The following is a 26,540-nucleotide window of genomic DNA, read 5'->3' on the forward strand; positions in this document are numbered from 1 at the left end:
CCATGTCCTCAGGCCTGGAACAGCGCACCGCTCCGGCCTCCGCCGGAACGCGCCGCGCCGCCCCGCCCGCCCGGCGCACGCGCGTGCTGGCACTGCCGGAGGCACGGTGGGCGCTGGCGGCGGTGGTGCTCTTCCTGCTCGCCCTGCCCGCCTACCTGCTGGACGGCCCCCCCTGGCTGTGGGGTCCGCTGTTCGCCGCCTGCTACGCCGCCGGCGGCTGGGAGCCCGGCCGGGAGGGCCTGAGGGCCCTGAGGAACCGGACGCTGGACGTGGACCTGCTGATGGTCGTCGCCGCGCTCGGCGCCGCCGCGATCGGGCAGGTCCTCGACGGCGCCCTGCTGATCGTCATCTTCGCCACCTCCGGCGCCCTGGAGGCCCTTGCCACGGCGCGCACCGCGGACTCGGTGCGCGGACTGCTCGACCTCGCCCCGCCGACCGCGGCCAGGATCCGGGCCGACGGGACGGAGGAGGAGGTCGACGCGGCCCGGCTGGAGGTCGGGGACACGATCCTGGTGCGGCCGGGCGAACGCGTCGGCGCCGACGGGCGGGTGCTGGCCGGGGCCGGTGAGGTCGACCAGGCCACCATCACCGGCGAGCCGCTGCCGGTGGCCAAGCAGGCGGGCGACGAGGTGTTCGCGGGCACCGTCAACGGCACCGGCGCGCTGCGCGTACGGGTGGAGCGCGACCCGGCCGACTCGGTCATCGCACGGATCGTCAGGATGGTCGAGGAGGCCTCCGGGACGAAGGCCCCCACCCAGCTGTTCATCGAGAAGGTCGAACAGCGGTACTCGGCCGGCATGGTCGTCGCGACCCTCGCCGTCTTCGGGATCCCCCTGGCCTTCGGCGACGGCCTCTCCTCCGCGCTGCTCCGGGCGATGACCTTCATGATCGTCGCCTCGCCGTGCGCGGTCGTCCTGTCCACCATGCCGCCCCTGCTGTCCGCCATCGCGAACGCCGGCCGCCACGGCGTGCTCGCCAAGTCCGCCGTCGTCATGGAGCGGCTCGGCCAGACCGGCCTCGCGGCACTCGACAAGACCGGCACCCTCACGGAGGGCACCCCGCAGGTGACCGACGTCCGGCCGCTGCCCGGCAGCGGCCTCGACCGGGACGCCCTGCTGCTGCTCGCGGCCCGCGCCGAGCACCCCAGCGAGCACCCGCTGGCCCGCGCGGTGGTCGCCGCCGCCCGCGAGCGGCAGCCCGTACCGGGCGGCGCCACCGGATTCGCCTCGCTCCCCGGGCGGGGCGTGGCGGCCACCGTCGACGGACAGCGCATCGAGGTGGGCTCCCCGGCCGCGCTCCTGCCCGGCCGCCACGGCCCCGGAGCGGGGCCGAGCGGCGGCGCCTGCGCGGCGGAGGCGGCCGCACTGGAGGAGGCCGGGCGGACCGCGGTCGTCGTCCTGCGCGACGGCGCACCCGTGGGCGTCCTCGGCATCGCGGACCGGCTGCGGCCCGACGCGAGGGCGACCGTGGCCGCCCTCGCCGAACTGACCGGCCGCAGCCCGGTCCTGCTGACCGGGGACAACGAGCGCGCCGCGCGCCGCCTCGCCGCCGAGCTGGGCATCACCGACGTACGGGCCGGTCTGCTGCCCCAGGACAAGGCCGCGGCCGTCCGGGCATGGGAGGACGAGGGCCTCAAGGTCCTGGTCGTCGGGGACGGCGTCAACGACGCGCCCGCCCTCGCGGCCGCCCACTGCGGGATCGCCATGGGGAAGGCGGGCTCCGACCTCGCCCTGGAGACCGCCGACGCGATCGTCGTCCGCGACGAACTGGCCGCCGTCCCCGCGGTCGTCGCCCTCTCCCGCACCGCCCGCCGGCTGGTGGTGCAGAACCTGGCGATCGCCGCGGCCTTCATCACCGTCCTGGCGGCCTGGGACCTGATCGGCACGCTGCCGCTGCCGCTCGGCGTCGCCGGGCACGAGGGCTCCACGGTCGTCGTCGGCCTCAACGGGCTGCGCCTGCTGCGTGAGGCCGCCTGGCCGCGGCCGGTCAGCCGCCGCACCTGATGTGCAGGAACTCCTGGTCGCAGCTGAGGGAGAAGCCCCCGGAGGGGTCCGCGCCGTGCTCGTGCAGGTAGGCGGCGACGGTCGCCCGCGCGGCCGGCGTGTCGAGCGGGCCGACGACGAGTTGAGCGACCTCCAGGGATGTGGCGAGGTCCGGGAGCCGCAAGGACGCGGGCTGGACGTGGCGGCGCGCGCTGTACGGCCGGCCCGCCGCCGCGTCCTCCAGCAGGGCGGCGGCCCCGTCCAGGACGGGGGTGCGGATGCCGAAGTGGCGGGCCATGGCCACGCAGTCGCTGCCCGGGTGCTGGAGGACGAGGACGAGCTCACCGCCGGGGCGCACCCAGGACAGCAGGGCCGCGAGGTGCCCGCGCCACTCGGCCTCGGGGACGTAGTAGAGGACGTGCGAGCACAGCACAAGGTCGGCTGGTTCGGGGACGGCCGCGGCGGAGATCGGCGCCGGCAGGACCTCGGCCGCGGGGCAGGCCGCCCGCAGTTCGCCGCGCAGGGCGGGGTCCGGTTCGACGGCGACGGTCCTGCGGAAGCGGGGGGCGAGGGCGGCCGTGAAGTAGCCCGGGCCGGCCCCGGCGTCCACGAAGACGTCCCGGCGGGGCAGCGCGTCCGCCACGCGGAGGAGGTGCTCCCGCGCGCGTTCCTTCTCGTCGGTGTGGGTGAGGTAGGTCCGGAAGACCTGCCGGTAGCGGGGGTGGGAGGGGTCGAGCTCGCGCCATGCGCGGTCGTCCATGCCGGGTCGTCCTTTCGCCGGGTGCCGTCGGGGCGGTGCGGCGCGCGGCGGGGGGGCTCCGGTGGTGCCGCGTGCCGGGCCAGCGTAGGCCGGGGGCGGCGGCGGGCGGCGCTGCGCGGGAAGAAGGGTGCGTCAATCGGCCGTGCGGGGGCAGGCGAGCGGTCATGACAGGAAACCAGCTCTCGTTACTGGCCGCCGAACCGGCCCCGCCGGGGCCGGTCTGGCTGCATCTGCTCCTGCTCGCCTTCGCGTTGGGCGTGCTCATCCACAGCCTGGCCGGAGGCCGTTGAGCCGCTCCGGCCCGGCCGCCGCATCCCGAGAACCGCCGAGAAAGGAACCGAAGCCCATGACCGGGAACATCTGGGTCTACCGCCTGACCGTCGGCCGCCTGGAGGGCGTCGACCTGACGGGGTACAAGGTCGAGGCCGTCGACGGCGGCATCGGCAAGGTCGACAAGCACTCCGACGAGGCCGACGCCTCCTGGATCGTCGTCGACACGGGGCCCTGGATCTTCGGCCGGCAGGTGCTTCTGCCCGCCGGGACGATCACCCGCATCGACGCCAACGAGCGGAAGATCTACGTCGACCGGACCAGGGAGCAGGTCAAGGACGCACCGGAGTTCGTCCGGGAGAAGCACCTGGGCAGCGCCGACCACCACCGCGAGGTCGGCGGCTACTGGGGCGACGCGCCCCTGGGCCGCTTCTGACGGCGCCCGGGCGCCCGCCCCGGGGCTGCGGCGCCGACCGGGCCGACCGGGACGCGCGGGCGCGGCCGACCGGGTGACGTTCGGTCACGGGTGGCCGATCACCGCCCGGCGTTTCGGCCGCACGGCCCGCACGGGTCGGGGAGGGTGGGGAACCTCAGGCGGCTCGCCGTGGGCCGCCGTCCGCCGGGAGTGTGAACCATGCGCCGTCCTGTTCCCGTCGTCCTCGCCGCCGCCGCACTGACGGGGGCGCTCGCCGTGCCCGCCGCCGCGGCGGACCCGGCTCCGATCACCTCGCCGTACGTCCAGGCCGCCGCCGACGTGAGCGCCTCCGGGGCGCTGAGGAGGGCGAAGAACATCGACTGGGTGCGGCGCATCGACCGCGGCCGGTACTGCGTCAACATCTCCGACCAGGTGAACCTGGCGTTCAGCATCGTCCAGGTCGAACTGCCCAACTCCAACCGCCGCAGCTTCGGCACCGCGCCGAACGCCGTCTGCGGGACGAACTCCGTGACGGTGTACACGTACGACCTGAACGGCAGCTACGTCGACAACGCCTTCACGGTCGCCGTCCTGTAGCCGCGGGCGTACGGGCGGCGGGCGCGCCGAACCAGGCGGCGAGCCGGCCGTCCAGGTCCTCCTGCTGTTCGCCGACCCATGCCACGTGCCCGTCGGGCCGCAGCAGCAGGGCGGGCACGTCGTCCGGGTCCCCCAGCTCGGGGCACGGGTCGACGACCTGGTCGACGCGGTCCGCCCAGCCGTCCGCGGAGAGCAGGCCCGTCCGGTCGAGGAGCAGTCCCCGGGCGGTGCGCATCCGCTCGTACAGTCGGCCCTGCCGCAGCGGCACGTCGCGCAGGCGCCGGCCGAGCAGGTCGTGGCCCTCGCCGAGGTCGTAGCGGACCCCGACCGCGGTGATCATGCCGGTGACGTAACGGTTCACCTCCTCGAAGTCCATGAGCGCCGAGAACAGCTCCCGCAGCGCGGCCGCCCCGGGGTCGGTGCCCAGCAGGGTGATCTGCGCCCGCGTGTTCTGCAGGACGGCGGCGCCCACGGGGTGCCGCTCGGCGTGGTAGGTGTCCAGCAGCCCCTCGGGGGCGCGGCCGCCCACCTCGGCGGCCAGTTTCCAGCCGAGGTTGAAGGCGTCCTGGATTCCGAGGTTGAGCCCCTGTCCGCCGGTCGGGGGGTGGATGTGCGCGGCGTCGCCCGCGAGGAGGACCCGGCCGACGCGGTAGCGCTCCGCCTGGCGGGTCGCGTCGCCGAACCGCGACAGCCAGCGCGGGGAGTGCGCCCCGAAGTCCGTACCGGCGACGGCGCGCAGCTGCCGGGCGAACTCCTCGAGGGTCGGTGCGGCGGTGCGCTCCGCGGCGACCCCTTCGGCGGGGACGACGACGCGGTAGCGGCCCTCGCCGAGGGGTGCCGCCCCGAACCGCAGCTGGGTCCGGTGCACTTCCGCGGTGACGGCGGCGATCCTCGCAGGGTCCTCGGTGAGCTCCATCTCGCCCAGCAGCGTCTCGACCCTGGCGGGCTCGCCGGGGAAGGGCACGCCGAGCTGCTTGCGCACGGCGCTGCGGGCGCCGTCGCAGCCGACGGCGAAGAGCGAGCGCAGGCGGGTGCCGTCGGCCAGCTCGACGGTCACGCCGTCGCCGTCCTGGTGGAGCCCGGTCACGGCGCAGCCGCGGCGGATGTCGGTGCCCAGTTCGAGGGCCCGCTCCTCCAGCAGCCGCTCCGTGACGGGCTGCGGGACGGCGACGCCGTACGGGTGCGCCGTGTCCAGGCTGTCGGGCCACGGCTTCACGATGCCGCCGAACAGGCCGCCCGCCCGGAACGTCTCGGCGGAGGCGAGGAAGCGGTCCAGCAGGCCGCGCTGGTCCATCATCTCGACGCTGCGGGCGTGCAGGCCCTGGCCGCGGGACTGCCCGGTCGGCTCGGACAGCCGCTCCAGGACCGTCACGTCCACGCCGTGCAGCCGGAGTTCGGCCGCCAGCATCAGGCCGGTGGGCCCGCCGCCGACCACGATCACATCACGCATGAGCACGTCCGTTTCAAGGAGGGGACACGGCAGTCGGCCGCTGCTCCGCCCCACCCCGCACCGCACCGCTCCCACCAAAGGGGTTGATACGGCAGGGAAACGGCATTTCCGCAGCTTCCGACCTCGGCCGGTCATTCTGCGGCAGGACCGGGGCCTTGCCGCAAGCCCCACCGTGCGCTATAAGTTGAGAGTGGCGAGGAGTCCCGAGGGATCCTCGCCTTTGCTTGTGCCCGCCCTCTGCGCTGCGACGGCGCGCGGCCGCGGCTCCCGACCGGCACGACGCCCTCACCGAGCCGTACGGGACCCTCGCCGTCGGCTTCGAGGCCCGGACGGCTCGATCACCTTCCCCGGCATCCGGCTCCACGGCGCCGACGGCCCGCGCGTACGGCCGCACGCGAAACGGCTCCGGCCGCCCGGGGGAACCGGGCGGCCGGAGCGTGCCTGCGCGCGGGAGGGGTCAGCCGGCGAGGAGCGTGAGGGTGTCGATCACGCGGTTCGAGAAGCCCCACTCGTTGTCGTACCAGGCGACCACCTTGACGTGGCGGCCGTCGACGCGGGTGAGCGCCGAGTCGAAGACCGAGGAGGCGGGGTTGCCGACGATGTCGGCGGAGACCAGCGGGTCCTCGGAGTACTCCAGCACGCCGGCGAGGGGGCCGTCGGCGGCGGCGCGGTACGCCGCCAGGACGTCCTCGCGGGTCACGTCGCGCGACACGGTCGTGTTCAGCTCCACGATGGAGCCGACCGGGACCGGTACGCGGATCGAGTCGCCGGACAGCTTGCCGTCGAGGTTCGGCAGGACGAGGCCGATCGCCTTGGCGGCACCCGTCGTGGTGGGCACGATGTTGACGCCGGCGGCGCGGGCGCGGCGCGGGTCGCGGTGCGGGCCGTCCTGCAGGTTCTGCTCCTGCGTGTAGGCGTGCACCGTCGTCATGAAGCCGTGCTCGATGCCCGCGAGGTCGTCGAGGACGGCGGCGAGCGGCGCGAGCGCGTTCGTGGTGCAGGAGGCGTTCGAGACGATCGTGTGCACGGCCGGGTCGTAGGCGGAGGTGTTCACACCGTAGGCGAGGGTGACGTCCGCACCGTCCGACGGGGCGCTGACCAGGACCTTCTTCGCGCCGGCCTTGATGTGGGCGGAGGCCGCGGAGGCGGACGTGAAGCGGCCGGTCGCCTCCAGCACGATGTCGACGCCGAGATCCGCCCAGGGGAGCTGCTCCGGCTCGCGCTCGGCCAGGACCTTGATGCGGCGGCCGTCGACGACCAGGACGTCGCCGTCGACGGTGACCGGGCGGCCCAGGCGGCCGGCCGTGGAGTCGAACGCGAGCAGCCGCGCGAGGGTGGCCGGCTCGGAGAGGTCGTTCACGGCGACGACCTCGAGGTCGGTGTTGCGTTCGAGCAGCGCGCGCAGCACGTTGCGTCCGATGCGGCCGAACCCGTTGATGGCGATGCGAGTCATGAGCGATGTCCCCTTCTGTTCGGCAACAGGTTCGCCTGCCGCGCCCGAAACGGGACAGTGGCGTGATCGCCACGGTTCAAAAGGATCTCGCCACCCGTCGCCGCCCTTTTTCGAGCGGGGTCGGCGGGCGCCGGCTACTCGCCTCGGGTGAAGGTGCGCCGGTACTCGGTGGGGGTGGTGCCGAGGATCCGCTGGAAGTGCAGCCGGAGATTCGCCCCGGTGCCGAGGCCGACGTCGGCGGCGACCTGCTCGACGCTGCGCTCCGAGCGTTCGAGCAGCTCCCGGGCCCTGTCTATACGGGCCCGCATGATCCACTGCATGGGCGTGTACCCGGTGTCGTCGGCGAAGCGCCGCGAGAACGTCCGGGAGGAGACCGCCGCGTGCTCGGCGAGCGCCTCCAGGGTCAGCGGCTCGGCCAGCCGGCGCAGCGCCCACTCGCGGGTGGCGGCGAACCGCTCCCCGAGGGGTTCGGGCACGCTGCGGGGCAGGTACTGCGCCTGGCCCCCGCTGCGGTACGGGGCCGCGACCAGGCGGCGGGCCGCGTGGTTGGACGCGGCCACCCCGAGGTCGCCGCGCAGGATGTGCAGGCACAGGTCGATGCCCGACGCGGCGCCCGCGGAGGTGAGCACGCTGCCCTCGTCGACGAACAGGACGTTCTCGTCGAGCCGTATCCGCGGATGCCTGGCGGCGAGCGCCCGCGCGTAGTGCCAGTGCGTGGTGGCGCGCTTTCCGTCGAGGAGGCCCGTCGCGGCCAGCGCGAACGCGCCCGTCGAGATGGCGGCGAGCCGGGCGCCCCGCTCGTGGGCGGCGGTCAGCGCCGCGATGACGTCCCGCGGCGGGTCCTCCCGGTCGGGGAAGCGGTAGCCGGGGACGAAGACGATATCGGCCCAGGCCAGCGCGTCGAGCCCGTGGTTCACGTGATAGGACAGGCCGTCGCCGCCCGCGACGAGGCCGGGGGCCGCACCGCACACCCGCACCTCGTACGGCATGCTCGCGCGGGTGGTGAAGACCTGGGCGGGGATGCCGACGTCGAGCGGTTTCGCTCCTTCGAGGACGAGGACGGCGACGCGGTTCAGACGGGAGGACGACACCCGTCCGAGGGTACGCGCCGACGGGGCGGGCGCGGCGGCCCGGTCAGCCCGGGTGCCACTCGGCGAGGAGGATCGTGGCGTCGTCGCGCAGCTTGTGCTCCTGGTGCCGGAGCAGGAACTGGATCAGCCGGCGCAGCGCCTCGGGGGCGGTGTCCCCGGCGGCGGTGGCGCGGATGACGGTGTCGGCCAGGCGCTGCTCGCCGAAGATGCTGCCGTCGGGCCCGCGGGCCTCGGTGACCCCGTCGCTGTGGATCAGGACGCGGTCGCCGGGCTGGAGGCGTTCGCGGTGCAGGACCGGCGGTGACTCCCGGTGGAAGCCCAGCCCGAGCGGCAGCTGCGGGGTCCGCTCCAGAACCCGGGGCAGCACGCGCCCGTCGCGGATCAGCAGCGGCGGCGGGTGCCCGCAGTTCACCCAGGTGAGCTGCCCGCCCGCCGTGTCGAGGTGGGCGATGACGGCGGTCATCAGGCGGCCGGGGATCCACTGCTCGAGGGTGCGGTCGATGGTGCGGGCGATGTCGGTCAGGCTCCCCCCGGCGCGCCGCGTGGCACGGCAGGCGGCGAGGCCCGTGGCGCTGGCGCCTCCGGAGGCGAGGTCGTGGCCCATCGCGTCGAGCAGGGTCAGGTGCAGGCCGCCCCGGGTGAAGCTGTGGTCGAAGGCGTCGCCCCCGATGTCGTACGCCGGCTCCAGCACCGCGGACGACGTCGCCTCGGCGGTGCCGATGGTCCGCGGCGGCAGGAACGCCCACACCAGCTCCGCCTGGACGGTCATGGGGCGCTGCCGTCCCCGCTTCACCACCAGGTCGTTGTACGGCGACTTCGACATCAGCACGAGCGTCGCCAACGACGCCAGGGCCCGGCTCACTCCCAGCAGGTCCGGGGTGAACGCGGGCGCGGTCGCCTGCATGACGCCGACCCGCTCGATGCCGTCGATCATCGGAACCCAGGCGGTGCCCCCGTCGCGGGACGTCTGGACCTGCCGGGTCCGGTAGGCGAGGCCGCCGAGGGAGTAGTCGATGTCCAGGGCTTCGGCGTGGCCGTCCGCACCGGCGCCCGTCTGCGGCATCGAGACGAGCCGGACCTGCTGGAGGTCCGCCACGTACAGGCGTGTGCCGGTGAGCCCGAGGCGACTGCCGGCCGCCTCGACGAGATCGGGGACCTCCCGGGCGGCCACGCGGTGCGAGCGCTCCAGCAGCTCGGCGAAAACGGCGTCGCTCCCGGTCACGGCCGCTCCCCTCGTTCCGGTGGCCCCCTGGCGCCGCCGCTGCGGGCCGCCGGGAACACCGCTCGGCCCGGGCGGGGCACCACCAGGATGTGCCACCACCCGGGTGGGCCGCCATCGGACCGTCGGCAGCCGCGGCCGCAGGCGCCGACGGAGGGGCGGGGTCAACCGGCCCGCGGAAGCCGCGCCACCGGGGCCGGATGGCGACCCGCCCGAGCCGCACCGGGGCAGGCTGTCGACGGTGGCAGCGGCACCGCGCCGTCGCACAGGTCGCCCGGGACGCCGCGAGACCGGGCAGCGGGACCGCGTACAGGCCCACGACCAGGACGGCGAGCGCGGCCGGGGGCGGCAGGACCAGCAGTGCAGTACGACGGGCCGGGAGCACACGGCGACGGCTGCTGGGTGCGGGTGAGCCGGGCAGCGGCCCGTTTCCACCCGCCGCGGCGGGGCAGCCGCCCTGCGGGAGGCGGCCGGTACGGCGGCCGGGAGGCGAGGCGTCCGCGCGCCGTCGCAGCATCCCGGCCTCTTCCGGCCCCCACCATTGGCCTCCCCGGCATCGTCTCCGTCGGCAGCGGTAAGGAGCACCGTCATGGCCCTTCACACCCGAGCCCAACCCAGGACCGCCGTACAGCTCGCCGCGCTCGTGGTGGGTGCCGTCTTCCTGCTGATCGGCATCCTCGGGTTCATCCCGGGGATCACCACCGACTACGACACCCTGCGGTTCGCCGAGCACCACTCGGAGGCGAAACTGCTGGGCGTCTTCCAGGTGTCGGTCCTGCACAACATCGTCCACCTGCTGTTCGGCGCCGCCGGCCTCGCCATGGCCCGCGCCGCCGGATCCGCACGCGCCTATCTCGTGGGCGGCGGCGTCATCTACCTGGTGCTGTGGCTCTACGGCCTGGTCATCGACCACGACAGCGCCGCCAACTTCGTCCCGCTCAACGACGCCGACAACTGGCTGCACTTGCTGCTGGGCGTCGTCATGGTGCTCCTCGGCATGCTGCTCTCCCGCCGCCGCGTGCCGCGCGCATGACCGGGAACGCGTATGCCGCCCGCAGAGGATCAGGGGCGCGGCCGACCGGTCCCCGGCGGCGGTGAGGGTGCGGCGGGCGCCGCCGGCGCTCGGCGCGCCGCGGTGTTCCGCCGCATCATGGCGGCCCTGGAGCGGATCGCTCCCGAGGAGGTGCCCGGCCGACTATGTGCGGAGCTGGCGTCCATGCTGTCGGCGCGGGGGCTGGCGATCAGCCTCCTCGCCGCCGGCGGCGTGCCGGGCAGCACCTGGTGCGCGAGCGATCCGGTGGCCCGGCGGCTCGCCGATGTGCAGTTCACCCTGGGCGACGGTCCCGGGATCACCGCCGCCGAGGTGTTCGCGCCCGTGCTGGCCCCCGACCTGTCGTCCGCCAGGGAGGCCCGACGGTGGCCGCTGTTCACTCCCCCGGCCCGGCAGACGGGGGCCCGCGCGGTGTACTCCGTCCCCCTCGGCAGCAGCAGGGATGTCGTCGGCACCCTGGACCTGTACCGCGACGCCCCCGGGATCCCCGCCCCGCCGGAGCTGGCGACGGCCGTCATCGCGGCCGACGCCTCCGCCCGGGTACTCGACGCCCTGCGCCACCGCGACGGCGGCGGGGACGTCACGGCCTGGCTCCACGCCGGTCTGTCGCCCCTCGGGCAGAACGAGATCCACCAGGCCGCAGACCTGATCACGGCGGTCCGGGGCATCGACGTGGACGAGGCCCTGGCCTTGCTGCGGGCCCGCGCCTTCCGCGAGGACCGCACCGCCGCCGAGGTGGCACACGACGTCGTCCGGGGCGCCCTCCGCTTCGACAAGGACTGAGGGGATCGCGGCCCGGTGGAAAGTCCCGGGCCGTGTGAATCGGCGTCCCGATTCCGGGCAGCGGCCAGGCGACGGATCCCAAGGGCGGCAAGCCCGGATCAGGCGAAGAGGAGGCCGCCATGGCCGATATCAGCCCCATCGACGTACAGAAGGCCCTGAAGGGCGCCGAATACCCCGCCAGCAGCGAAGACCTGGCCTCCCTGGCCGAGAGCAACGGGGCCGACGGCAAGGTCGTCGAGAAGCTCCGCAGCTCCGGCTCGAAGCAGTACGACGGCCCCGACGACGTCCAGAAGTCAGTCTTCGGCAGCGGTTCATGACCGTGTGTCCGGGTGCTGCCCGGTGCACCACAGCGGGCAGCACCCGGGCCGTCGGGAGACAGCACGGAGCATTTTCGGGCATGGGGCGGTGGGGCGGTCGCGGGGGGGCGGGGCGTCGGCGGGAGCGGGGAAGGGCGGGAGCCGATGACGAGGCGTCGGAGTCGTACTGGGGGCGTCCCGTCAGCCCATTGTCGTTCCGGCGCGGGCCGCCCTGTAGAGGGCGCTCCCTCCGGTCGCGTCGCTGCGCGATGGCCTTACGGTCACCCTTGACAGACCGACCCAACACCGGAAAGACAAAGAGCTGCCGGGAAGCCCCCAGAGGAAGGAACGGCCGGGAGGAACCTCAGCCATGAGGGGTGACCAGAGCCGTTGCTCTCCCGCCCCAGCTGCCTCTTCCACCCCACCGGCATCAGCAGCCGCGTCGACGGAGGCCAGGCAGGCTGTGACGTCACGAAACGACGCCCAGAGCATCATCCGCAGACAGGACCGCCCCAGATCCGCTACACGCCCCCGCCTGTTCAGCGCCCGTCCGCCGCCCGGGCTGCGAAGCGCCCCAGATCGCTACACGCTTCGGCCGGGTCGGCGGCTGGCCGCCGTCCTGGGCCGCGAAGCGCCCCAGCCCACTGCGCACCCCTGTCGTTTCGGCGGCTGACGCTCGTCATGGGTCGCGAAGCGGCCCAGCCCGCTCGATTGCTCCTCATGTCTCGGCGGCTGAAGGCCGTCGGGGCGCGAAGCGCCCCCATCCCCGCTCCCACTTCCTCGCGTCCGACGGTGATCAGCCGCAGACGCCTACAAACGGCGCCCCCGTAGCGATCCGGGGCGCTTCGCAGCCCAGGACGGCGGACGGGCGCCGAACAGAGGGGGGTGTGTAGCGGTCTGGGGCGGTCCTGTCTCCGGATGATGCTCTGGGCGTCGTTTCGTGCAGGCACGGCCACCTGACCGCCCTGAACGCCTCGATGCCGGGTCTTGGGGTGGCATACGGCCCGGGCTCCGGCGCCGAGCGGGAACTGCTGATGCCGGTGAGACGAAAGGGGCAGCCGGGGCGGGAGAGCAAGGACTCTGACACGCCCCATAGGCCAAGCTCCCCCCAGGCCGTTTCCCTGGGGGCTTCCCGGCAGCTTGTTGGCGTTCCGGGGCGGGACGGCTTGTCAAGGGTGGCCCGCAAGGGCCATCGCGCAGCGACGCGCCCAACGGGCGCGCCCTTTACAGGACGGCCCGACCCGGAAGGACAATGGGCTGCCGGGACACCCCCAGCACACATCCGACCCCAAGTCACCGGCTCCCGCCCTTGCACCACCCCCACCGCCTCCGACCCCCGACTCACCGGTTCCCGCCCACCCCCATCCCGCCGGCTCCGTTCCGCCGCAGCCCCACCACTCCCCGCCCCCTCACCCCCGCCCCAGCGCCCTGGCCGCCTCCTGGGCTTCCGTCGTCTCCGGGAGGACCGGTACCGCCGGTTGTACCGCCTTGATCAGGCGGTGGGTTTCGGACTGACCCGTCGCCACCGCCAGGGGGACCCGGCGCGCGGTGCAGTGGCGGTGCAGGGCGAGGACCGCGGACACGGCCGACGCCGTGGCGGCCGCCGGGGGCAGTTCGACGACGACGCAGGTCGGGCGGTGCTCGTCCAGCAGTGTCTGGACGTGCTGGACGAGGCCCGTGCTCCGGTCCGGGTCGGGCGGGCTCCACAGGGTGACGACGAGGCACCGCTCGCGTACGACGTGCGTGACCGGGGGCCTCCCCGCCCCCCGCCGGCCCCCCTCCGCCCCCGCCTCCGCCCGCAGGCCGCCGCCCGGCGCCGCCGTCGCCGGTGCGGGGACCGTGGTGGTCGGGCCGGGCGGGGCGGTGCGGCCCGGGCGGGCCGCGAGGGTGCGGCTGGGGGACGTGCCGTACGCGTCGCGGTAGGCGGCTGCGAAGCGGCCGGGGTGGGCGAAGCCCCACCGGGCCGCGGTCTCGGTGACCGTGCTCTGCCCCGGCATCGCCGAGGCCAGCTCCTCGTGGACCCGGGCCAGGCGGACGCCCCGCAGGTAGGCCAGGGGGGTGGTGCCGGCGTGGCGGGCGAAGGCGTACTGCACGGCGCGCGGGCTGACGGGGATCGAGGCAGCGATGTCGGCCAGCGTGATGTCGAGGTGGGCGTTGGCCTCGATGAACGCGATCGCCCGCTGGAGGGTGGCGTCGCCGGGCGCGGCCGCGGGGCGCGCCCCGGGCGTGGTGTACGGGAAGGCGGCCAGGACGGCGGCGGCGAGCAGTCGGCCGCAGGTCGCCTCGATGATCGGGGACCGCGGGCGCGGCGGCGGGGCGAGGATGCTGTCGCGGAGGAAGGCGACGGTCGCGGCGAGCTGGCGGCCGGCGCCGGCGGTCGTGGGGCGCCGGTCGGTGAACCGGACGGGCCGCCGGGCGGTCTTGTCGCCGGCCTGGAGGGTATCGGCGACAAGGTCCGGGTGGAGGAGGGCCGCGGTGTAGCGGGCGCCGGAGATCGCTCCTGTGTACGGCTGGTGCCCGGCGGTGTGCAGGAACACCTCGCCGGGTCCGAAGACCTCGTCGGGCAGTCCGCTTTCGCGGAGCGCGATGGTGCCGGTGTGGAGGACGACGGCGCAGACGGCTTTCAGCGGGTCGGCGGTGAACGACATCTCCCAGCCGATCCGCACGTCCTCGACGGAGAAGCGGTCGGCGGCGTGCCGCACCACCTCCGTGCGGGTGTCCGCCGAGGCGTGGACGGTCACCTCGGCGTACTGCCGGGAGAGGTAGGCCTCCGTCTCGGCCGGATCGGAACTCCGGAACACCAATCCCACGCCAGCCCCGTCCGCTCACCCCCACTGCCAGTGTCGGTGCCGCGCCGTGCGCGGCTCGCTCCCCCGGTGCCGACGCTACGCCCCGCCGTCCGGTGGGCGAAGCGCGACCCGTCCCCGGGTTCGCTCCGCGGACCGGGGACTTCGCGAAACGGATGCCTCCGCGCCCGGGCGGGCACGGGTGGGCGGCGGCCCGGCGGGCGGCGGGCGACGGCCCCAGGGGAGCCGTCGCGCGCTCCGTACACTGGGGTGAAGTGGGCAGGCAACGGCAATCCGGGCAAGGGGAGCAGGGCGGCGAGGCGGACGCGCTGTTCGGTCTCGGCGAGCTCGTGGCGGCGGCCGGGGCCGGCGGCGGGGAGGACGAGGCCGGGGCGGGGCAGATGTTCCGGGACGGGCCGCAGGCGCGCAGGATGCTGCGGGTGACCGAGATCCACGCCGAGGCGGCGGCGGCCGCCTCCCGGCGGGGGCGGCAGGTCATCGCGCGGTTCCCCGGGGCCCGCCTCGTCGAGGCGGAGTCGCACTGGCGCATCCCGCACCTGCACGGCAACGAGGGCAACGCCGAGCGGTGGGTGCAGGTGAAGCGGCAGACCCTCGTCCTCGGCGAGCGGAGGTCCTTCACGATCCGGCCCAACGGCCGGTCGGCCGACTGGATCGCGCCGGGCCTGTCCAACGGCTGCGCGATGGCCTGCGCCTACTGCTACGTCCCGCGCCGCAAGGGGTTCGCCAACCCGATCACCGTCTTCACCAACGTCGAACGGGTACTGGACGCCATCGGCCGGCACGTCGCGGCGGCCGGGCCGAAACCGGAGCCGAACCAGTGCGACGACCGGGCGTGGGTGTACGACGTGGGGGAGAACGGCGACTGCTCGGTCGACGACCTGATCAGCGACAACACCGCGGACCTGGTGCGCGCCTTCCGCCGGTGGCCGACCGCGAAGGCGTCCTTCGCCACCAAGTTCGTCAACCCCGACCTGCTGCGGCTCGACCCGCAGGGCCGCACCCGGATCCGCTTCTCGCTGATGCCCCCGGACGACTCCCGCCTCCTCGACGTGCGGACGAGCCCGGTCGCCGACCGCCTCGCCGCGGCGGCCGACTTCCTCGACGCCGGCTACGAGGTGCACTTCAACCTGTCGCCGGTGGTGATCCGGCCGGGCTGGGAGGAGGCCTGGGGCGAGCTGCTGGGCGCCATGGACGACGTACTGCCGCACCGGGTGAAGGAGCAGGCGGCAGCCGAGGTGATCATGCTGACGCACAACCGCGAGCTGCACGAGGTCAACCTGGGCTGGCATCCGCGGGCCGAGGAGCTGCTGTGGCGGCCTGACCTCCAGCAGCCGAAGAAGTCCGAGAACGGTGCCTGGAACGTCCGCTACCGCAACGCGGAGAAGGCGTCGGCTGTGGAGTCGCTGCGCGGGCTGATCGCGGCGCGCGCGCCCTGGCTGCGGGTGCGCTACGCATTCTGAGCGCCGGGTTCCCGTCCTCCGGCGGCCCCCGCGGACGTGCCGAACGGAGGCGGGACGGGTCTGCCGGGATGCGGAGGCGGCCGCGTGCGGTGAGCCTGGGGGCATGCCGGACACTCCGCACATCACCGTCCACCCCGTGACCGCCAAGGGCGGCCGGCCGGTCACGGCGCACACCCACGGCACGGACGCCCCGCTGGGAACGGCCTACGGCCTCGACGACGTCGTGGAGTTCGCCCGCCGGGCGGGCCTGAACGATCCGGAGTCGCTGGTCGCACAGGACAGCCCGACGATCGTCTGGACGGGGGGCGGCCCGGACACCTGGGCCTGACGGGGGTGCAGGGCCGCCGGCCGGTGCCGCCGCCGGGTCAGCCCTTGAAGCCGCTGCACTGGGTCACTTCGCCGCCCTGCCGGACGGTGTACTCGGCGTTCGGCACGTTCATCACCTGGAAGCCGCCGTTCTGGGCGATCTCCACCGTCCCGCCGAACCCGGCCGAGCCGAAGACATACGCCGGCCCGGGGGTGAAGCCGCCGCCGGAGAGGTGGACGCGGCCGTTCTCGAGGACGCCGGAGACCGAGCACGTGGCGGCCGGGGCCGCGGCTGCCGGCCCTGCGCCGATCAGGGCGCCGAGTGCGGCCGCCGCGAGCGGTACGAGGACGCGGGGGCGGGTGCTCCGGTTCATGGATCCTCCTTGCCGAGACGCCTTGCCGGGGGGGCTTGCCGGGGGTGCCGGCCGCCTTTCCATCGTCGCCCCGCGGTTTCCCCGGTGCGACCGGGCCGGGCGCGGAGGGCACCGCCCCGCGCCCGGCCGCTCCTACTGCTCGGCGCGTGCGAGGCGGCCGGGCCACCAGCTGCGGGGCCCGAGGTCCACGACGAGGGCCGGGACGAGCAGGGACCGGACGACCAGGGTGTCGAGGAGGACGCCGAAGGCGACGATGAAGGCGATCTGGACGAGGAAGGCCAGCGGGATGACCATCAGCGCGGCGAAAGTGGCCGCCAGGACCACCCCGGCGGAGGTGATGACCCCGCCGGTCGTGGTCAGCCCGCGGAGCACGCCCTGCCGCACCCCGTGCGTGAGGGTCTCCTCGCGGACGCGCGACATCAGGAAGATGTTGTAGTCGACCCCGAGCGCGACCAGGAAGACGAACCCGTACAGCGGGACGGAGGCGTCGGTGCCGCTGAAGCCGAGCAGGCCGAAGACGAGCGCGGAGACGCCGAGGGTGGCCAGGAAGTTGAGGGCGACCGTGGCCACCAGCAGCACCGGCACCACCAGGGACCGCAGGAGCACCACCAGGATCAGCAGGATGATGCCGAGCACGATGGGGACGATGACGTTGCGGTCGCGGGCCGCGGTCTGCTGGGTGTCGTACTGCTGGGCGGTGTAGCCGCCGACGACGGCGTCGGCGCCGGGCACGGCGTGGACCTGCGCGCGCAGCCGTTCGACGGTGGCTTTGGCGGCGTCGCTGTCGGCGGCCGCCTCCAGGGTGGCGTCGAGGCGGACGCGGCCGTCGACGACCAGCGGCTCTCCCCCGCCGGGCCGCCCGCCGGCCGTGGCGGCCTGTACCGAGGCGACGCCGTCGGTCGCGCGGGCAGCCGCCTGCACCTGCTCCACCCGGCCCGCGTCGGCGATGATCACCGCGGGCTGGCCGGATCCGCCGGGGAAGTGCCGGCCGAGGGCCTTCTGGGCGCTCACCGAGGGCGCGTCTCCGACGAAGATCTCGTCGAGGGGCACGCCCTTGGAGGACAGCGCCGGGGCGAACGCGGCCATGGCGAGCAGCAGCACCGTCGTCGACGCCCAGACGCGCCTCGGCGCCCGGTCGATCAGCCGGGCGATGCGGCGCCACACCCCGCGCCCGTCCTCCGGGGCGGCCTTGGGCGCGGCCGGCCAGTAGGCGGTGCGGCCCAGCAGGGCGAGGACGGCGGGCAGGAAGGTCAGGGTGGTCAGGACGGCGCAGAGGATGCCGATCGCGCCGACGGGGCCGAGCGCCCGGTTGTTGGTGAGGTCGCTCGCGAGCAGGGCGAGCAGGCCGAGCGCCACGGTGGCCGCGCTGGCGGTGATGGCGCCCGCCGAGCGTCGGACGGCGGCGGTCGCCGCACGCATGCGGTCGCCGCGGGCGGCGAGCTCCTCCCGGAAGCGGGCCGCGAGGAGGAGGGCGTAGTCGGTGGCCGCCCCGATGACCAGGATGGAGAGGATTCCCTGGACCTGGCCGTCGACCCTCACGGTGCCCCGGTCGGCGAGGGCGTAGACGATCGCGCAGGCGAGGGAGAGCGCGAACACGGCCGCGACGATGATCACCAGCGGCAGGAGCACGCTCCGGTACACCAGCAGCAGGATCAGCAGGACGGCGCCGAGTGCGACGCCGAGCAGCAGCCCGTCGATCCCGGCGAAGGCGTCGGAGAGGTCGGCCTGCGTGGCGGCGGGTCCGGCGATCTGCGGGGCGGCCCCCGGTACGGTCGCGGCCGCCGAGCGGACGGAGTCGAGGACGGCCGGGAGTTCGTCGCCGAGGTCGGGCTGGAGGGGGACGACGGCCTGGAGTGCCCCGCCGTCCTCGGAGGGCAGGGCGGGCGAGGGTTCGCCCGCGATGCCGGGCCGGCCGGCGAGTCCGGCGACGGCGCGGGTGGCGGCGGCCTGCTGGTCCGCGCTGATCCGGGTGCCGGCCGGGGCCTCCCAGACGACGATCGCGGGCACCGATTCCGAGCGTTCGAACGGCTGCCGGGCGTCGAGGACCGCGGTGGACTCGGCGCTGCGGGGCAGGAAGGCCGCCTGGTCGTTGGTGGCGACCTCGCCCAGCCTGCCCGCGTACGGGCCGAGCGCGCCGCCGACGCCCAGCCAGACCACCAGAAGGGCCAGGGGCACCAGCCACAGGGCCCGGCGCGGAGTACTCCTCATGGACGAACCGCCTCTCGATCTCTCAATCAAAAAGTATGTCAACGATTGAGAGATCATATGCTGGGGGGATGCCCAGCGCCGACGCCCCCCTGCCCTCTCTTCCGCCGGACGACCCGATCGGGTTGCAGTCCTTCGCCGTGCTGCTGCGCCGCATGAACGCGGAGTTCAACCGGATCGTCCAGGAGTTCGCCCAGGCACACGGGCTGCACCTGACGGACGTCCAGGCGCTGATCGCCGTCCTCGACGCCGAGCACGACGAGGAGGGCGGGCCGATGACCCCCGGGCGGCTTCGCACCCGCATGAACCTCACCTCGGGGGCCGTCACCGCCTGCCTGGACAGGCTGGAGAGGGCCGGCCACGTCCGGCGGGTCCGGGCGGCCGACGACCGCCGCGTGGTGCACGTCCACTACGCCCGGTCGGGCCTGGAGGCGGCGCGCGAGTTCTTCGGCCCTCTGGCGCGCGGCACGGAGGCGGCCTGCGCGCCCTTCGACCCCGACGAGCTGCACGTGGTGGTGCGCTTCCTGCAGGAGATGAACCGCCAGCTCGCCCTCGTGGGCCGCTGACGGCCCTCCCGCCGTCCGGATGGCTGTCCCGCGCGCCCGCTCGGCCGCGGTGGCCGCAACCGCTATGCAGGAAGGGTGAGCGCACCCGAGCACGACCAGCCGCCCCGCACGGACCCCCTCCGCCCGCACGGCGTGGCGCACGCCACCGTGCTCGCCCTCGGCGCCCTGTCGAAGGCGCTGGAGACCACCGAGCGGGCGCGCGGCCACCTGTACGCCTTCCACCAGCTGACCGGCACCGCGGACTTCGAACTCGACGAGGCGGTACGCCTCTTCCGGGAGGCCGGGCACCACGCCGAGGCCGCGGCCGTCGAGCGGGACATCCTCGGCCGCAACGTCATCCCCGGCCACTGGACCTTCCAGATCGTCGAGGCCTACAACCACACCTACTACCGGCCGTTCGCGGCGCTCGCGCAGCGGGCCGTCGACGAACTCGCCGGGGGCCGCGACCACCTGTACGAGGCCCAGCTCAAGCGGACCCGCCGCACCCCCGGCCACCCCGACCACACCGCGGGGCCTTCGGCGGGCTGAGGCCCCGCGGCGGCCGCGGGCTCCGTCACCCTGTGCCGCTCCGCGGACCCCCGTAGTCGCGGGAGGGGGGCGGCTGTCCGCCGCGGGCCTGCCCAGACCGCCCGACGCCCCCGCGCGACTACTGCGGGCGAGGCCGGGTAGGCGCCGGGCGTGGCAGCGAACGACCCCCGGAACATGCCGACGATCGGTTCCCTGGACGAGCTGGCCGGCATCCTGGCCGGCCGCTCCGGCCTGTACGTGCGCTGGTCGATGGGGCCCGCGGCGGACCTGCCCGAGCCGGCCAGCCGCGACGACCTCACCGGCATCCGACTCCCCGGCCTGTCCGCCAACCCCCTCGACGTGGAGCCCTGGTGGGGCGACCGCCCCCTGTCGACGTGGGCGGCCCGCCGCCTCTACGACTACTCGCACCTCCCGCGCGTCAGGAACCGCCGGGTGCGTCCCTGGCTGCTGCACGGCCGGGAGTGCGGCCGGGGGCCGGACAACGAGCCCCTGGTCGCCGACGTGGAGCCGCTCGGCTGGATCGGCGCCGAGGTGATCGAGGAGGCCCTGGGCGAGGTCGCCCGGCACAGCGACACCTGGGGCTCCCTCGACCGCCGCCGGTGAGCGGGCCTCGGCTGATGCCCCGGCCGCCCTGTGTGCCGTACGGCGCGTCCGTCCGCGGCCTCCGCGGTTGCCGGCGGCGGGCGGGGTGCCGACTGCCGGTCGGCGTGCCGCCCCCGCCGGTCCGCGGCCGACCCGCAGGCGGGACGCGGCCGGATGCCGCGCCCGCGCCCGTCAGCCGTTGAACGGGCCCGACACCTCGTAGACGGCGGCGGAGGAGGCGACGTACATGCGCTTGCCGTTCGGGGCGAAGTCCAGCCCCGCCAGGCCCGTCGCGCCGTCGAGGCGCAGGAACGGGGCGATGGTGTCCTGGTTGGTGAGGGCGCAGACTTCGGCGTTGCCTCCGGCGCCCTCGGTGACGAACAGCTCCTCCGCCGCCGATTTCCCGAGCGGGAAGGCGGCCTCGCGCGGCTGCGTCAGCGGCCCGCCGGACGCGGCGGCGTCGTAGTGGGTCCGCATCGCCGCGAAATACGTGTCGACGCGGTGGATGCGGCTGTCGCCGCGGGTGGGGAGGAAGTACGAGACGGTGTTCGCGGCGGCCGGGGTTCCGGGCCGGTCGAACCGGACCTGGCCGGGCACCTGCCGGCGGAGCGGAGTGGTCGCCGCCGAGGGGTCGGGCACCTGTGCGGTCGCGAGCTGGGTGCCGCCGTTGGGCGAGGTCCACGTGTACAGAGCGGTGTTGGACATCTGGTACACGCCGCCGTCGGGCTCGTCCTCGGTCATGAGCAGCTTGCCCGCGCCGTCGTAGGTCAGGCCGCCGCGCTTGAACCGGCCGTGCTCGGGGCGGCGTACGGGGGCCTTCACTCCGCGCGGGTCCGCCTCGTACGCGTACCCGCCGGTGATGCGCTCGCCGACGAGCCAGCCGCCTCCGGGCATCGCGGTGCCGAGTGTGGGGGCGGTGCTGCCGGTGTCGACGCGGTGGGCGCCGGTCACCGTGCCGCCGGAGGAGAAGCGGACGGCGCTCGCGCCGCCGTTCTCGGAGTGGGACACGTAGATCCAGCCGGTGCCGTCGGGCACGACGCCGCCGGGGCCGGGGGCGGTGTGCCAGGTGTACGCGGTGCCCGGGACCGTCTGGCCGGCGCGGGCGACGACCCGGCTGGTGAAACCGGGCGGCAGGCGCAGGCCGTTGGCGTCCGGCGGGAGGAGTTCGCCGTAGGGGCCGGGGCCGGGTACGACGTCCGCGGCGTGCGCCGTGCCGGCCGTGAGCCCGGCGCCGGCCCCGGCGGCCGCGGCGCCGACCGCGGCGGCGCGGAGGAAGACTCTTCTCTTCATCAGGGAACCTTCACCTTGCGTCGGTCGTGAGCGGCAGGACTGTAGGCACGTGCTGTCCAGGAGGACTCGAGGAGTGGTCGAGGCCCTGCGCCCCGCCGCTTCGGTCGCAGCCATCCTCATCACAGGAGGCGGGGCGCCCCGGAGGAGCCGGTGGTGCTCTGTCAGGTGCGTCCGGTGCCGCGGCCTCGTCCCGTTCGGTCTGAGCCGGTGGCGGCGGCGCTACTGCTCGGCCGCGGCCTCCAGCGGGCGGAGGGCGGCCGCCCGGCGGGCCGGGGCGGCCGCCGCGGCCGCGGCGATCGCGAGGGGGGCCAGGCACACGAGGAGCAGCGTCCCCCAGGGCAGCCGGAAGGCGTACTGCTGCACGGCGCCGTTGGCGAGGGAGCCGACCGCCCACGCGCCGAACAGGCCGCAGGCCAGGCCGGGCAGGGTGCCGTACGCGGCGACGGTGACGGCTTCCAGGCGGATCGTCCGGCGGATGCCGGCGCGGTCCATGCCGAGGGCGCGCAGGACGCCGATCTCGCGGGTGCGTTCGCCGACGGACACGGCCAGGGTGTTGGCGATGCCGAGGCCGGAGATGGCGGCTCCGAGGGCGAGGAGCCCGTACATCAGGGTGAGCAGGTCGCCCATGACGCCCGCGGCTTCGCGGACGAGTTCCGCCCGGTCCTGCACCTTCAGCAGGGGGCTGTTGCCGACGGCGGTGCGCAGCCCCTTCCGGATGCCGGGGGCGACGGTGTCCGTGCGGACGAGGATGCGCTGGAGGGTGCCGGGGAGGAACTGGTGCCGCTGGACTTCGGCACGGGCGCCGAGGGCGTCGCCGGCGGTGGGGTTGTCCCGGTACACGCCGACGACGGTGTAGGAGGTCTCGGGGCCGCCCCGGCCGATGCGGGCGGTGACGCGGCTGCCGGTGTCGAGGCGGTGGTCGCGGGCGGTGGTGGCGGAGACGGCGATCCGGCCGGGTCCGAGGCCGGCGGCGGAGCCGCTGGTGAAGTCGAGCCGCATGGCTTCGTCGACGGCGCGGGGCTCGGTGCCGGTGATGTTCCGGATGCCGCCGCCGAGAAAGAGGGTGGAGTCGGCGACGCCGTGTGCGGCGCGGACGCCCGGGGTCCCGGCCACGCGGCGCAGGGTGGCGTCGTCGACGCCGGTGGTGGGGGTGGGCGTGCTGATCACGTACTCGGCGGTGAGGCCTTCCGCGGCCTGGCGGTCGAGGGCCCGGGCGCCTGAGTGGCCGATGACGGCGAGTCCGCTGACCAGGGCGGTGCTGATCAGCACGGTGGCGGCGGTGGCGGCGGTGCGCCGGGGGTCGCGCAGGGCGTTCTCCTGTGCGAGGCGGCCGGTGATCCCGAGGCTGCGGGTCAGGCCGCCGGCGCCCCGGATGGCGGGGGCGGCGAGCAGCGGGGTGAGGGCGACGGCGCCCGCGACGAGGAGGGCGCAGCCGGCCATCGCGTCGCGGAGGTTCTCCTCGGAGGCGTCCTCGGCGCGAGTGAGGGGGAGCAGCAGGAAGGCGCTGAGGGTGAGGAGGGCGGCTGCTGCGGCGGCGCGGACGCGGGCCCGGGTGCCGGTGGTGCGGGGTGGCTGCCCGGCCGCGCGCAGGGCCTCCACCGGGGCGATGCGGGCCGCCCGCCGCGAGGGCAGCCAGGCGGCGGGCACGGTGACGCCGACGCCGACGGCGAGTGCGGCGGCGACGGGCAGCGGCCCGATCACCAGGGGGCCGCGGGGCAGTGCGTCCTGGTCGGTGCCGAGGGCGGCGGGCAGGGCCGCGGCGATGCCGAGGCCGAGGAGGAATCCGGCGGCGGATGCGGCGAGGCCGACGAGGGCGGCTTCCAGCAGGACGGAGCGGACGACCTGCCGGCGGGTGGCGCCGATGGCGCGGAGCAGCGCGATCTCCCGGGTGCGCCGGCCGACGAGCATGGTGAAGGTGTTGACGACGAGGAAGGAACTGATGAAGAGGGATACTCCGGCGAAGAGCATCGGGAGCTTTTCATGGCCCCGCGTCAGGGTGTCGACGTACCCGGACTGCTGGGCGGCCTGGGCGGCGCCGGTGGTGGCCTCGGCGCGGTCGGCGGGCAGGACGGCGGTCACCCGGCGGGCGAGTTCGGCCTGGTCGGTGCCGGGTGCGGCGGTCAGGTCGATGCCGGTGTAGTGGCCGGGGGCGGCGAACAGCTCCTGGGCGGTCGCCTTGTCGAACACGGCGAGGGTGCCGCCGGCGGTCACCCGGGAGTCGGTGGTGCGGACGATGCCGACGAGCCGCTTGTGAAGGGCCGGGCCGTCTGTGGCCAGGGTGACGGTGTCTCCGAGGCGGTAGCGGCCGGCGGCGGCGGTGCCGCGGTCGAGGGCCACCTCCCCGGCCCCCGCCGGTGCCCGGCCCTCGGCCAGCGGGTGGCGGCGGTCCTTGCCGTCGGGGCCGGGAACGTAGGCGGAGGCCAGGTTGGCCCAGGCCTTGCCGGTGCGCAGCGGGGTGCCGTCGGCCGCGTTCAGGGCGGCCGAGCCGTCGGCGGCGGGGCGGACGGCGGTGACACCGGGGACGGCGGCGAGCGTGCGGACGAGGGCGTCGTCGAGGACGTCGGGGCCGGGGTCCGCGGCGCCCGGCAGGGGCGGCTTCGCGGTGACGGTGACCGCGATGCCGGCGAAGCTCTTGGAGGCGGCGGCACGGTGGGCGGCCGCGGTGGAGTCGGCGAACACGAGGGTGCCGCAGACGAAGGCGACGCCGAGGCAGACCGCGAGGGCGGTCATGGCCGAGCGGGCTTTGTTCGCGAGGGCGTTGCGCAGGGCAGTTCTCAGCATGGGCGGCTTTCGGTGAGGTGCGGGGGCGGCGCGGTGTGGGGCGGGCCGCGGGCGGAGCGGTGCCGGTAGGGGCGGTCAGCTGGTGCGCGAGCGGGTGTCGAAGGCCTTCATCCGGTCCAGGACCCGGTCCGGGGTGGGGCGCGCCATCTCGTCGACGAGGCGGCCGTCGCAGAGGAACACCACGCGGTCGGCGTAGCCGGCGGCGCCCGGGTCGTGCGTGACCATGACGACCGTCTGGTCCAGGGCGCGCACCGAGTCGCGCAGGAAGCCGAGGACTTCGGCCCCGGACCGGGAGTCGAGGTTGCCGGTGGGCTCGTCGGCGAAGACGATCGCCGGGCGGGTGGCGAGCGCGCGGGCCACGGCGACGCGCTGCTGCTGTCCGCCGGACAGTTGGGCTGGCCGGTGGCCGAGGCGCCCGGAGAGGCCGACCATGGACACCACCCGGTCCAGCCACTCGCGGTCGGGGCGGCGCCCGGCGATCGCCGAGGGCAGGGTGATGTTCTCCAGGGCGGTCAGCGTCGGCAGCAGGTTGAATGCCTGGAAGACGAAGCCGATGCGGTCGCGGCGCAGCCGGGTCAGCTCCCGGTCGTCCAGCGTGCCGAGTTCGGTGGTGCCGATGCGGACGGATCCGGAGGTGGGTGTGTCGAGGCCGGCGGCGCAGTGCAGGAGCGTGGACTTGCCGCAGCCGGAGGGGCCCATGACGGCCGTGAACTCGCCCTGCCGGAAGGTGATGCTCACGTCGTCGAGGGCGGTGACGCGGGCGTCGCCGGTGCCGTGGACCTTCGTCAGGCCGGCCGCGGAGGCGGCGGCGCCGGGGATGGTGGCCGCGGTGTGCGGAGCGAAAGGGTCGGCGGTCACGGGGGCTCCTCTTCGGGTGCGTACGGTGCACTCCGAAGGGTTCCGCGGCCGTGTATCGGCGCCTGGTCGACGGTGTATCGGTGCACGCTCCGCTTCGTCGCGGTCGTGCGGCGACGCCGGCCGGCGGGGTTCAGGCGGGCAGGCGGAGGGTGGCGACCGCGCCGCCGTCCGGGGCGTTGCCGAAGTGCAGTTCGGCGCCGAGGAGGCGGGCCTGGCCCGTGGCGATGGTCAGGCCGAGGCCGTGGCCGCGGCCGCGCTCGGCGGCGCCGGTGTGGAACCGGCGGGGGCCGTGGAGCAGCAGGCCGGCCGGGAAGCCGGGCCCGTGGTCGCGTACGACGACGGTGCGGTCCGTGACCGTGACCTGCACCGGGGCGGCGCCGTGGCGGTGGGCGTTGACGACGAGGTTGGCGACGATCCGCTCCAGGCGGCGCGGATCGGTCTCCACGGTCGGCGCCGGGTCCGCGGCGGCGGTTTCGCTGTTCGACGGCTCGGGCCCGGCGGGCGTGACCTCGGCGCCGAGCCCCGTCCGGGCCACGGCCTCGGCGACGACGGCGCCGAGCGGTACCCGTACGCAGACGGGGCGTTCGGCGCCCGCGTCGAGTCGGGAGATCTCCAGGAGGTCCTCGACCAGGCCGCGCAGGTCCCGTACGCGGGCGCGCACCAGGTCCTCCGTCTCGCCCGGCGGCAGCAGGTCGGCGGCCGCCAGCAGTCCCCCGACGGGCGTGCGGAGCTCGTGGGCGACGTCGGCGGTGAACTGCCTTTCGGTACGCAGGCGTCGGGCGAGGCTGTCGGCCATGAGGTCGACGGTGGCGGCGATCTCGGCGACCTCGTCCCGCCCCTTGGCCGGCCCGGTCCGGGCGTCGAGGTCGCCGGCGGAGATGCGGGCCGCCGTCGCGGATACCCGCCGCAGCCGGCGTGCGACGAGCCCCGCCCCGTAGAAGGCGAGGGGGGTGGCGGCGGCCAGCGCGGCGAGGGAGGCCGCCGCCATGGTCGCGTCGAGCCGCCGCAGGGTGTGGAGTTCGCTGCTGAGGTTGATCTGGACGGCGAGGACGGGGCTGCCGGGGCCGCCGGTGCGCTGGGCGGCCCAGAAGCTCGGGCCGACGTTCCCCTCGGTGCGCGGGTCGTAGGCGGTGTGCCGCGCGCCGTCGGCGGGGGCGCGGAGGGCGGCGGGCAGGTCGGGCGGGTCGAGCCGGGCGCCTTCGGTGAGGGCGCCGGTGCGGCGGTGGACGTCGGCGGCGGCGTACACGGCGTTGAACGCCCGGGCGCGGGCGCGGTCGTGGATGTCGTGCGCGGTCCACACGTGGACGAGGACCCCGACCGCGGCGGCGACCAGCGCGGCCGCGGCGGCGGCGAGCGCGGCGATCTTCCACCGCAGGGAGGTCCTGCCCGGCCGGGGCGGGCGGATCGGGGCCACCG

The 26,540-nt window shown here is 75.3% G+C and carries 24 protein-coding genes; 12 read left to right on the plus strand and 12 right to left on the minus strand.

Going from position 1 to position 26,540, the window contains the following annotated elements; translation table 11 throughout:
* The first annotated feature begins 2 nt into the window (after positions 1–2).
* Positions 3–2,003: a heavy metal translocating P-type ATPase gene (locus ACZ462_RS24410; RefSeq protein ID WP_467804131.1), complete on the plus strand. Its 2,001-nt coding sequence runs from the start codon at positions 3–5 to the stop codon at positions 2,001–2,003.
* Here the strand turns inward: ACZ462_RS24410 and ACZ462_RS24415 are convergent.
* Complete coding sequence (locus ACZ462_RS24415; RefSeq protein ID WP_467804132.1) at positions 1,987–2,742, minus strand: class I SAM-dependent methyltransferase; 756 nt, start codon at positions 2,740–2,742, stop codon at positions 1,987–1,989. The two genes, ACZ462_RS24410 and ACZ462_RS24415, sit on opposite strands and share 17 nt — an antisense overlap.
* Before the next feature lie 164 nt (positions 2,743–2,906).
* Here ACZ462_RS24415 and ACZ462_RS24420 point away from each other — a divergent pair, with 164 nt between their 5' ends.
* From ACZ462_RS24420 to ACZ462_RS24430, 3 genes are all read left to right on the plus strand, one after another.
* Entirely contained in the window at positions 2,907–3,032 is a 126-nt protein-coding gene (locus ACZ462_RS24420) for a hypothetical protein (RefSeq protein ID WP_263406993.1), read from the plus strand.
* Between the two features lie 56 nt (positions 3,033–3,088).
* A complete protein-coding gene (locus tag ACZ462_RS24425; protein ID WP_467804133.1) occupies positions 3,089–3,448 on the plus strand; it encodes a PRC-barrel domain containing protein in 360 nt (119 codons plus the stop codon).
* Between the two features lie 198 nt (positions 3,449–3,646).
* On the plus strand, positions 3,647–4,024 hold the full coding sequence (locus ACZ462_RS24430; protein WP_467804134.1) for a hypothetical protein: 378 nt from the start codon (positions 3,647–3,649) through the stop codon (positions 4,022–4,024).
* Here the strand turns inward: ACZ462_RS24430 and rox are convergent.
* From rox to ACZ462_RS24450, 4 genes are all read right to left on the minus strand, one after another.
* Positions 4,005–5,474, minus strand: a complete 1,470-nt coding sequence (gene rox, locus ACZ462_RS24435; RefSeq protein ID WP_467804135.1) for a rifampin monooxygenase — start codon at positions 5,472–5,474, stop codon at positions 4,005–4,007. The two genes, ACZ462_RS24430 and rox, sit on opposite strands and share 20 nt — an antisense overlap.
* Before the next feature lie 457 nt (positions 5,475–5,931).
* Positions 5,932–6,927 carry a type I glyceraldehyde-3-phosphate dehydrogenase gene (gene gap / locus ACZ462_RS24440; RefSeq protein ID WP_467804136.1) on the minus strand — a complete coding sequence of 332 codons (996 nt, stop codon included), beginning with the start codon at positions 6,925–6,927 and terminating at the stop codon, positions 5,932–5,934.
* A gap of 134 nt (positions 6,928–7,061) precedes the next feature.
* Complete coding sequence (locus ACZ462_RS24445) at positions 7,062–8,018, minus strand: GlxA family transcriptional regulator (RefSeq protein ID WP_467804137.1); 957 nt, start codon at positions 8,016–8,018, stop codon at positions 7,062–7,064.
* A gap of 43 nt (positions 8,019–8,061) precedes the next feature.
* A complete protein-coding gene (locus ACZ462_RS24450; protein WP_467804138.1) occupies positions 8,062–9,240 on the minus strand; it encodes a PP2C family protein-serine/threonine phosphatase in 1,179 nt (392 codons plus the stop codon).
* Between the two features lie 586 nt (positions 9,241–9,826).
* Here ACZ462_RS24450 and ACZ462_RS24455 point away from each other — a divergent pair.
* The 3 genes from ACZ462_RS24455 to ACZ462_RS24465 all read left to right on the plus strand — a co-directional run bounded on the left by ACZ462_RS24455 (position 9,827) and on the right by ACZ462_RS24465 (position 11,388).
* Positions 9,827–10,270, plus strand: coding sequence for a DUF4383 domain-containing protein (locus ACZ462_RS24455; protein WP_467804139.1), 444 nt, complete (start codon positions 9,827–9,829; stop codon positions 10,268–10,270).
* A 12-nt stretch (positions 10,271–10,282) separates the two neighbouring features.
* Positions 10,283–11,071 (plus strand): ANTAR domain-containing protein, encoded by a 789-nt coding sequence (locus tag ACZ462_RS24460; protein ID WP_467804140.1) that lies wholly within the window; start codon positions 10,283–10,285, stop codon positions 11,069–11,071.
* Between the two features lie 119 nt (positions 11,072–11,190).
* Positions 11,191–11,388 (plus strand): DUF2795 domain-containing protein, encoded by a 198-nt coding sequence (locus ACZ462_RS24465; RefSeq protein ID WP_467804141.1) that lies wholly within the window; start codon positions 11,191–11,193, stop codon positions 11,386–11,388.
* 1,388 nt (positions 11,389–12,776) lie between these two features.
* On the opposite strand, the gene ACZ462_RS24470 is transcribed toward ACZ462_RS24465, so the two are convergent.
* On the minus strand, positions 12,777–14,168 hold the full coding sequence (locus ACZ462_RS24470) for a helix-turn-helix transcriptional regulator (RefSeq protein ID WP_467804142.1): 1,392 nt from the start codon (positions 14,166–14,168) through the stop codon (positions 12,777–12,779).
* A 260-nt stretch (positions 14,169–14,428) separates the two neighbouring features.
* Here ACZ462_RS24470 and ACZ462_RS24475 point away from each other — a divergent pair, with 260 nt between their 5' ends.
* Positions 14,429–15,634: a spore photoproduct lyase family protein gene (locus tag ACZ462_RS24475; RefSeq protein WP_467804143.1), complete on the plus strand. Its 1,206-nt coding sequence runs from the start codon at positions 14,429–14,431 to the stop codon at positions 15,632–15,634.
* A 103-nt stretch (positions 15,635–15,737) separates the two neighbouring features.
* Entirely contained in the window at positions 15,738–15,962 is a 225-nt protein-coding gene (locus ACZ462_RS24480) for a hypothetical protein (protein WP_467804144.1), read from the plus strand.
* A 37-nt stretch (positions 15,963–15,999) separates the two neighbouring features.
* Here ACZ462_RS24480 and ACZ462_RS24485 read toward each other — a convergent pair whose 3' ends face one another.
* Complete coding sequence (locus ACZ462_RS24485; RefSeq protein WP_467804145.1) at positions 16,000–16,314, minus strand: hypothetical protein; 315 nt, start codon at positions 16,312–16,314, stop codon at positions 16,000–16,002.
* 132 nt (positions 16,315–16,446) lie between these two features.
* Complete coding sequence (locus ACZ462_RS24490; RefSeq protein ID WP_467804146.1) at positions 16,447–18,522, minus strand: MMPL family transporter; 2,076 nt, start codon at positions 18,520–18,522, stop codon at positions 16,447–16,449.
* A gap of 68 nt (positions 18,523–18,590) precedes the next feature.
* On the opposite strand from ACZ462_RS24490, the gene ACZ462_RS24495 reads away from it, so the two are divergent.
* The 3 genes from ACZ462_RS24495 (at position 18,591) to ACZ462_RS24505 (ending at position 20,216) form a co-directional block, all read left to right on the plus strand.
* The gene (locus tag ACZ462_RS24495) at positions 18,591–19,085 is read left to right on the plus strand and encodes a MarR family winged helix-turn-helix transcriptional regulator (protein ID WP_467804148.1); all 495 of its coding nucleotides are present in this window, start codon (positions 18,591–18,593) and stop codon (positions 19,083–19,085) included.
* 75 nt (positions 19,086–19,160) lie between these two features.
* Complete coding sequence (locus ACZ462_RS24500) at positions 19,161–19,613, plus strand: hypothetical protein (RefSeq protein ID WP_467804149.1); 453 nt, start codon at positions 19,161–19,163, stop codon at positions 19,611–19,613.
* A gap of 174 nt (positions 19,614–19,787) precedes the next feature.
* Positions 19,788–20,216 (plus strand): DUF6098 family protein, encoded by a 429-nt coding sequence (locus tag ACZ462_RS24505; RefSeq protein ID WP_467804182.1) that lies wholly within the window; start codon positions 19,788–19,790, stop codon positions 20,214–20,216.
* Positions 20,217–20,387: 171 nt separating this feature from the next.
* Here ACZ462_RS24505 and ACZ462_RS24510 read toward each other — a convergent pair whose 3' ends face one another.
* The 4 genes from ACZ462_RS24510 to ACZ462_RS24525 all read right to left on the minus strand — a co-directional run bounded on the left by ACZ462_RS24510 (position 20,388) and on the right by ACZ462_RS24525 (position 26,529).
* A complete protein-coding gene (locus ACZ462_RS24510; protein WP_467804150.1) occupies positions 20,388–21,485 on the minus strand; it encodes a translocation protein TolB in 1,098 nt (365 codons plus the stop codon).
* A gap of 219 nt (positions 21,486–21,704) precedes the next feature.
* Positions 21,705–24,266, minus strand: a complete 2,562-nt coding sequence (locus tag ACZ462_RS24515) for an ABC transporter permease (protein WP_467804151.1) — start codon at positions 24,264–24,266, stop codon at positions 21,705–21,707.
* Positions 24,267–24,341: 75 nt separating this feature from the next.
* Positions 24,342–25,124 carry an ABC transporter ATP-binding protein gene (locus tag ACZ462_RS24520; RefSeq protein ID WP_467804152.1) on the minus strand — a complete coding sequence of 261 codons (783 nt, stop codon included), beginning with the start codon at positions 25,122–25,124 and terminating at the stop codon, positions 24,342–24,344.
* Positions 25,125–25,254: 130 nt separating this feature from the next.
* Positions 25,255–26,529, minus strand: coding sequence for a sensor histidine kinase (locus ACZ462_RS24525; RefSeq protein ID WP_467804183.1), 1,275 nt, complete (start codon positions 26,527–26,529; stop codon positions 25,255–25,257).
* Positions 26,530–26,540: the final 11 nt, after the last annotated feature.

Source organism: Streptomyces sp. NPDC031121, assembly GCF_055570615.1.

Coding starts and splice junctions, on each gene's coding strand:
- ACZ462_RS24410 (WP_467804131.1), top strand. CDS start 3: ATGTCCTCAGGCCTGGAACAGCGCACCGCTCCGGCCTCCGCCGGAACG.
- ACZ462_RS24415 (WP_467804132.1), bottom strand. CDS start 2,742: ATGGACGACCGCGCATGGCGCGAGCTCGACCCCTCCCACCCCCGCTAC.
- ACZ462_RS24420 (WP_263406993.1), top strand. CDS start 2,907: ATGACAGGAAACCAGCTCTCGTTACTGGCCGCCGAACCGGCCCCGCCG.
- ACZ462_RS24425 (WP_467804133.1), top strand. CDS start 3,089: ATGACCGGGAACATCTGGGTCTACCGCCTGACCGTCGGCCGCCTGGAG.
- ACZ462_RS24430 (WP_467804134.1), top strand. CDS start 3,647: ATGCGCCGTCCTGTTCCCGTCGTCCTCGCCGCCGCCGCACTGACGGGG.
- rox (WP_467804135.1), bottom strand. CDS start 5,474: ATGCGTGATGTGATCGTGGTCGGCGGCGGGCCCACCGGCCTGATGCTG.
- gap (WP_467804136.1), bottom strand. CDS start 6,927: ATGACTCGCATCGCCATCAACGGGTTCGGCCGCATCGGACGCAACGTG.
- ACZ462_RS24455 (WP_467804139.1), top strand. CDS start 9,827: ATGGCCCTTCACACCCGAGCCCAACCCAGGACCGCCGTACAGCTCGCC.
- ACZ462_RS24460 (WP_467804140.1), top strand. CDS start 10,283: ATGCCGCCCGCAGAGGATCAGGGGCGCGGCCGACCGGTCCCCGGCGGC.
- ACZ462_RS24465 (WP_467804141.1), top strand. CDS start 11,191: ATGGCCGATATCAGCCCCATCGACGTACAGAAGGCCCTGAAGGGCGCC.
- ACZ462_RS24480 (WP_467804144.1), top strand. CDS start 15,738: ATGCCGGACACTCCGCACATCACCGTCCACCCCGTGACCGCCAAGGGC.
- ACZ462_RS24485 (WP_467804145.1), bottom strand. CDS start 16,314: ATGAACCGGAGCACCCGCCCCCGCGTCCTCGTACCGCTCGCGGCGGCC.
- ACZ462_RS24490 (WP_467804146.1), bottom strand. CDS start 18,522: ATGAGGAGTACTCCGCGCCGGGCCCTGTGGCTGGTGCCCCTGGCCCTT.
- ACZ462_RS24495 (WP_467804148.1), top strand. CDS start 18,591: ATGCCCAGCGCCGACGCCCCCCTGCCCTCTCTTCCGCCGGACGACCCG.
- ACZ462_RS24505 (WP_467804182.1), top strand. CDS start 19,788: ATGCCGACGATCGGTTCCCTGGACGAGCTGGCCGGCATCCTGGCCGGC.
- ACZ462_RS24510 (WP_467804150.1), bottom strand. CDS start 21,485: ATGAAGAGAAGAGTCTTCCTCCGCGCCGCCGCGGTCGGCGCCGCGGCC.
- ACZ462_RS24515 (WP_467804151.1), bottom strand. CDS start 24,266: ATGCTGAGAACTGCCCTGCGCAACGCCCTCGCGAACAAAGCCCGCTCG.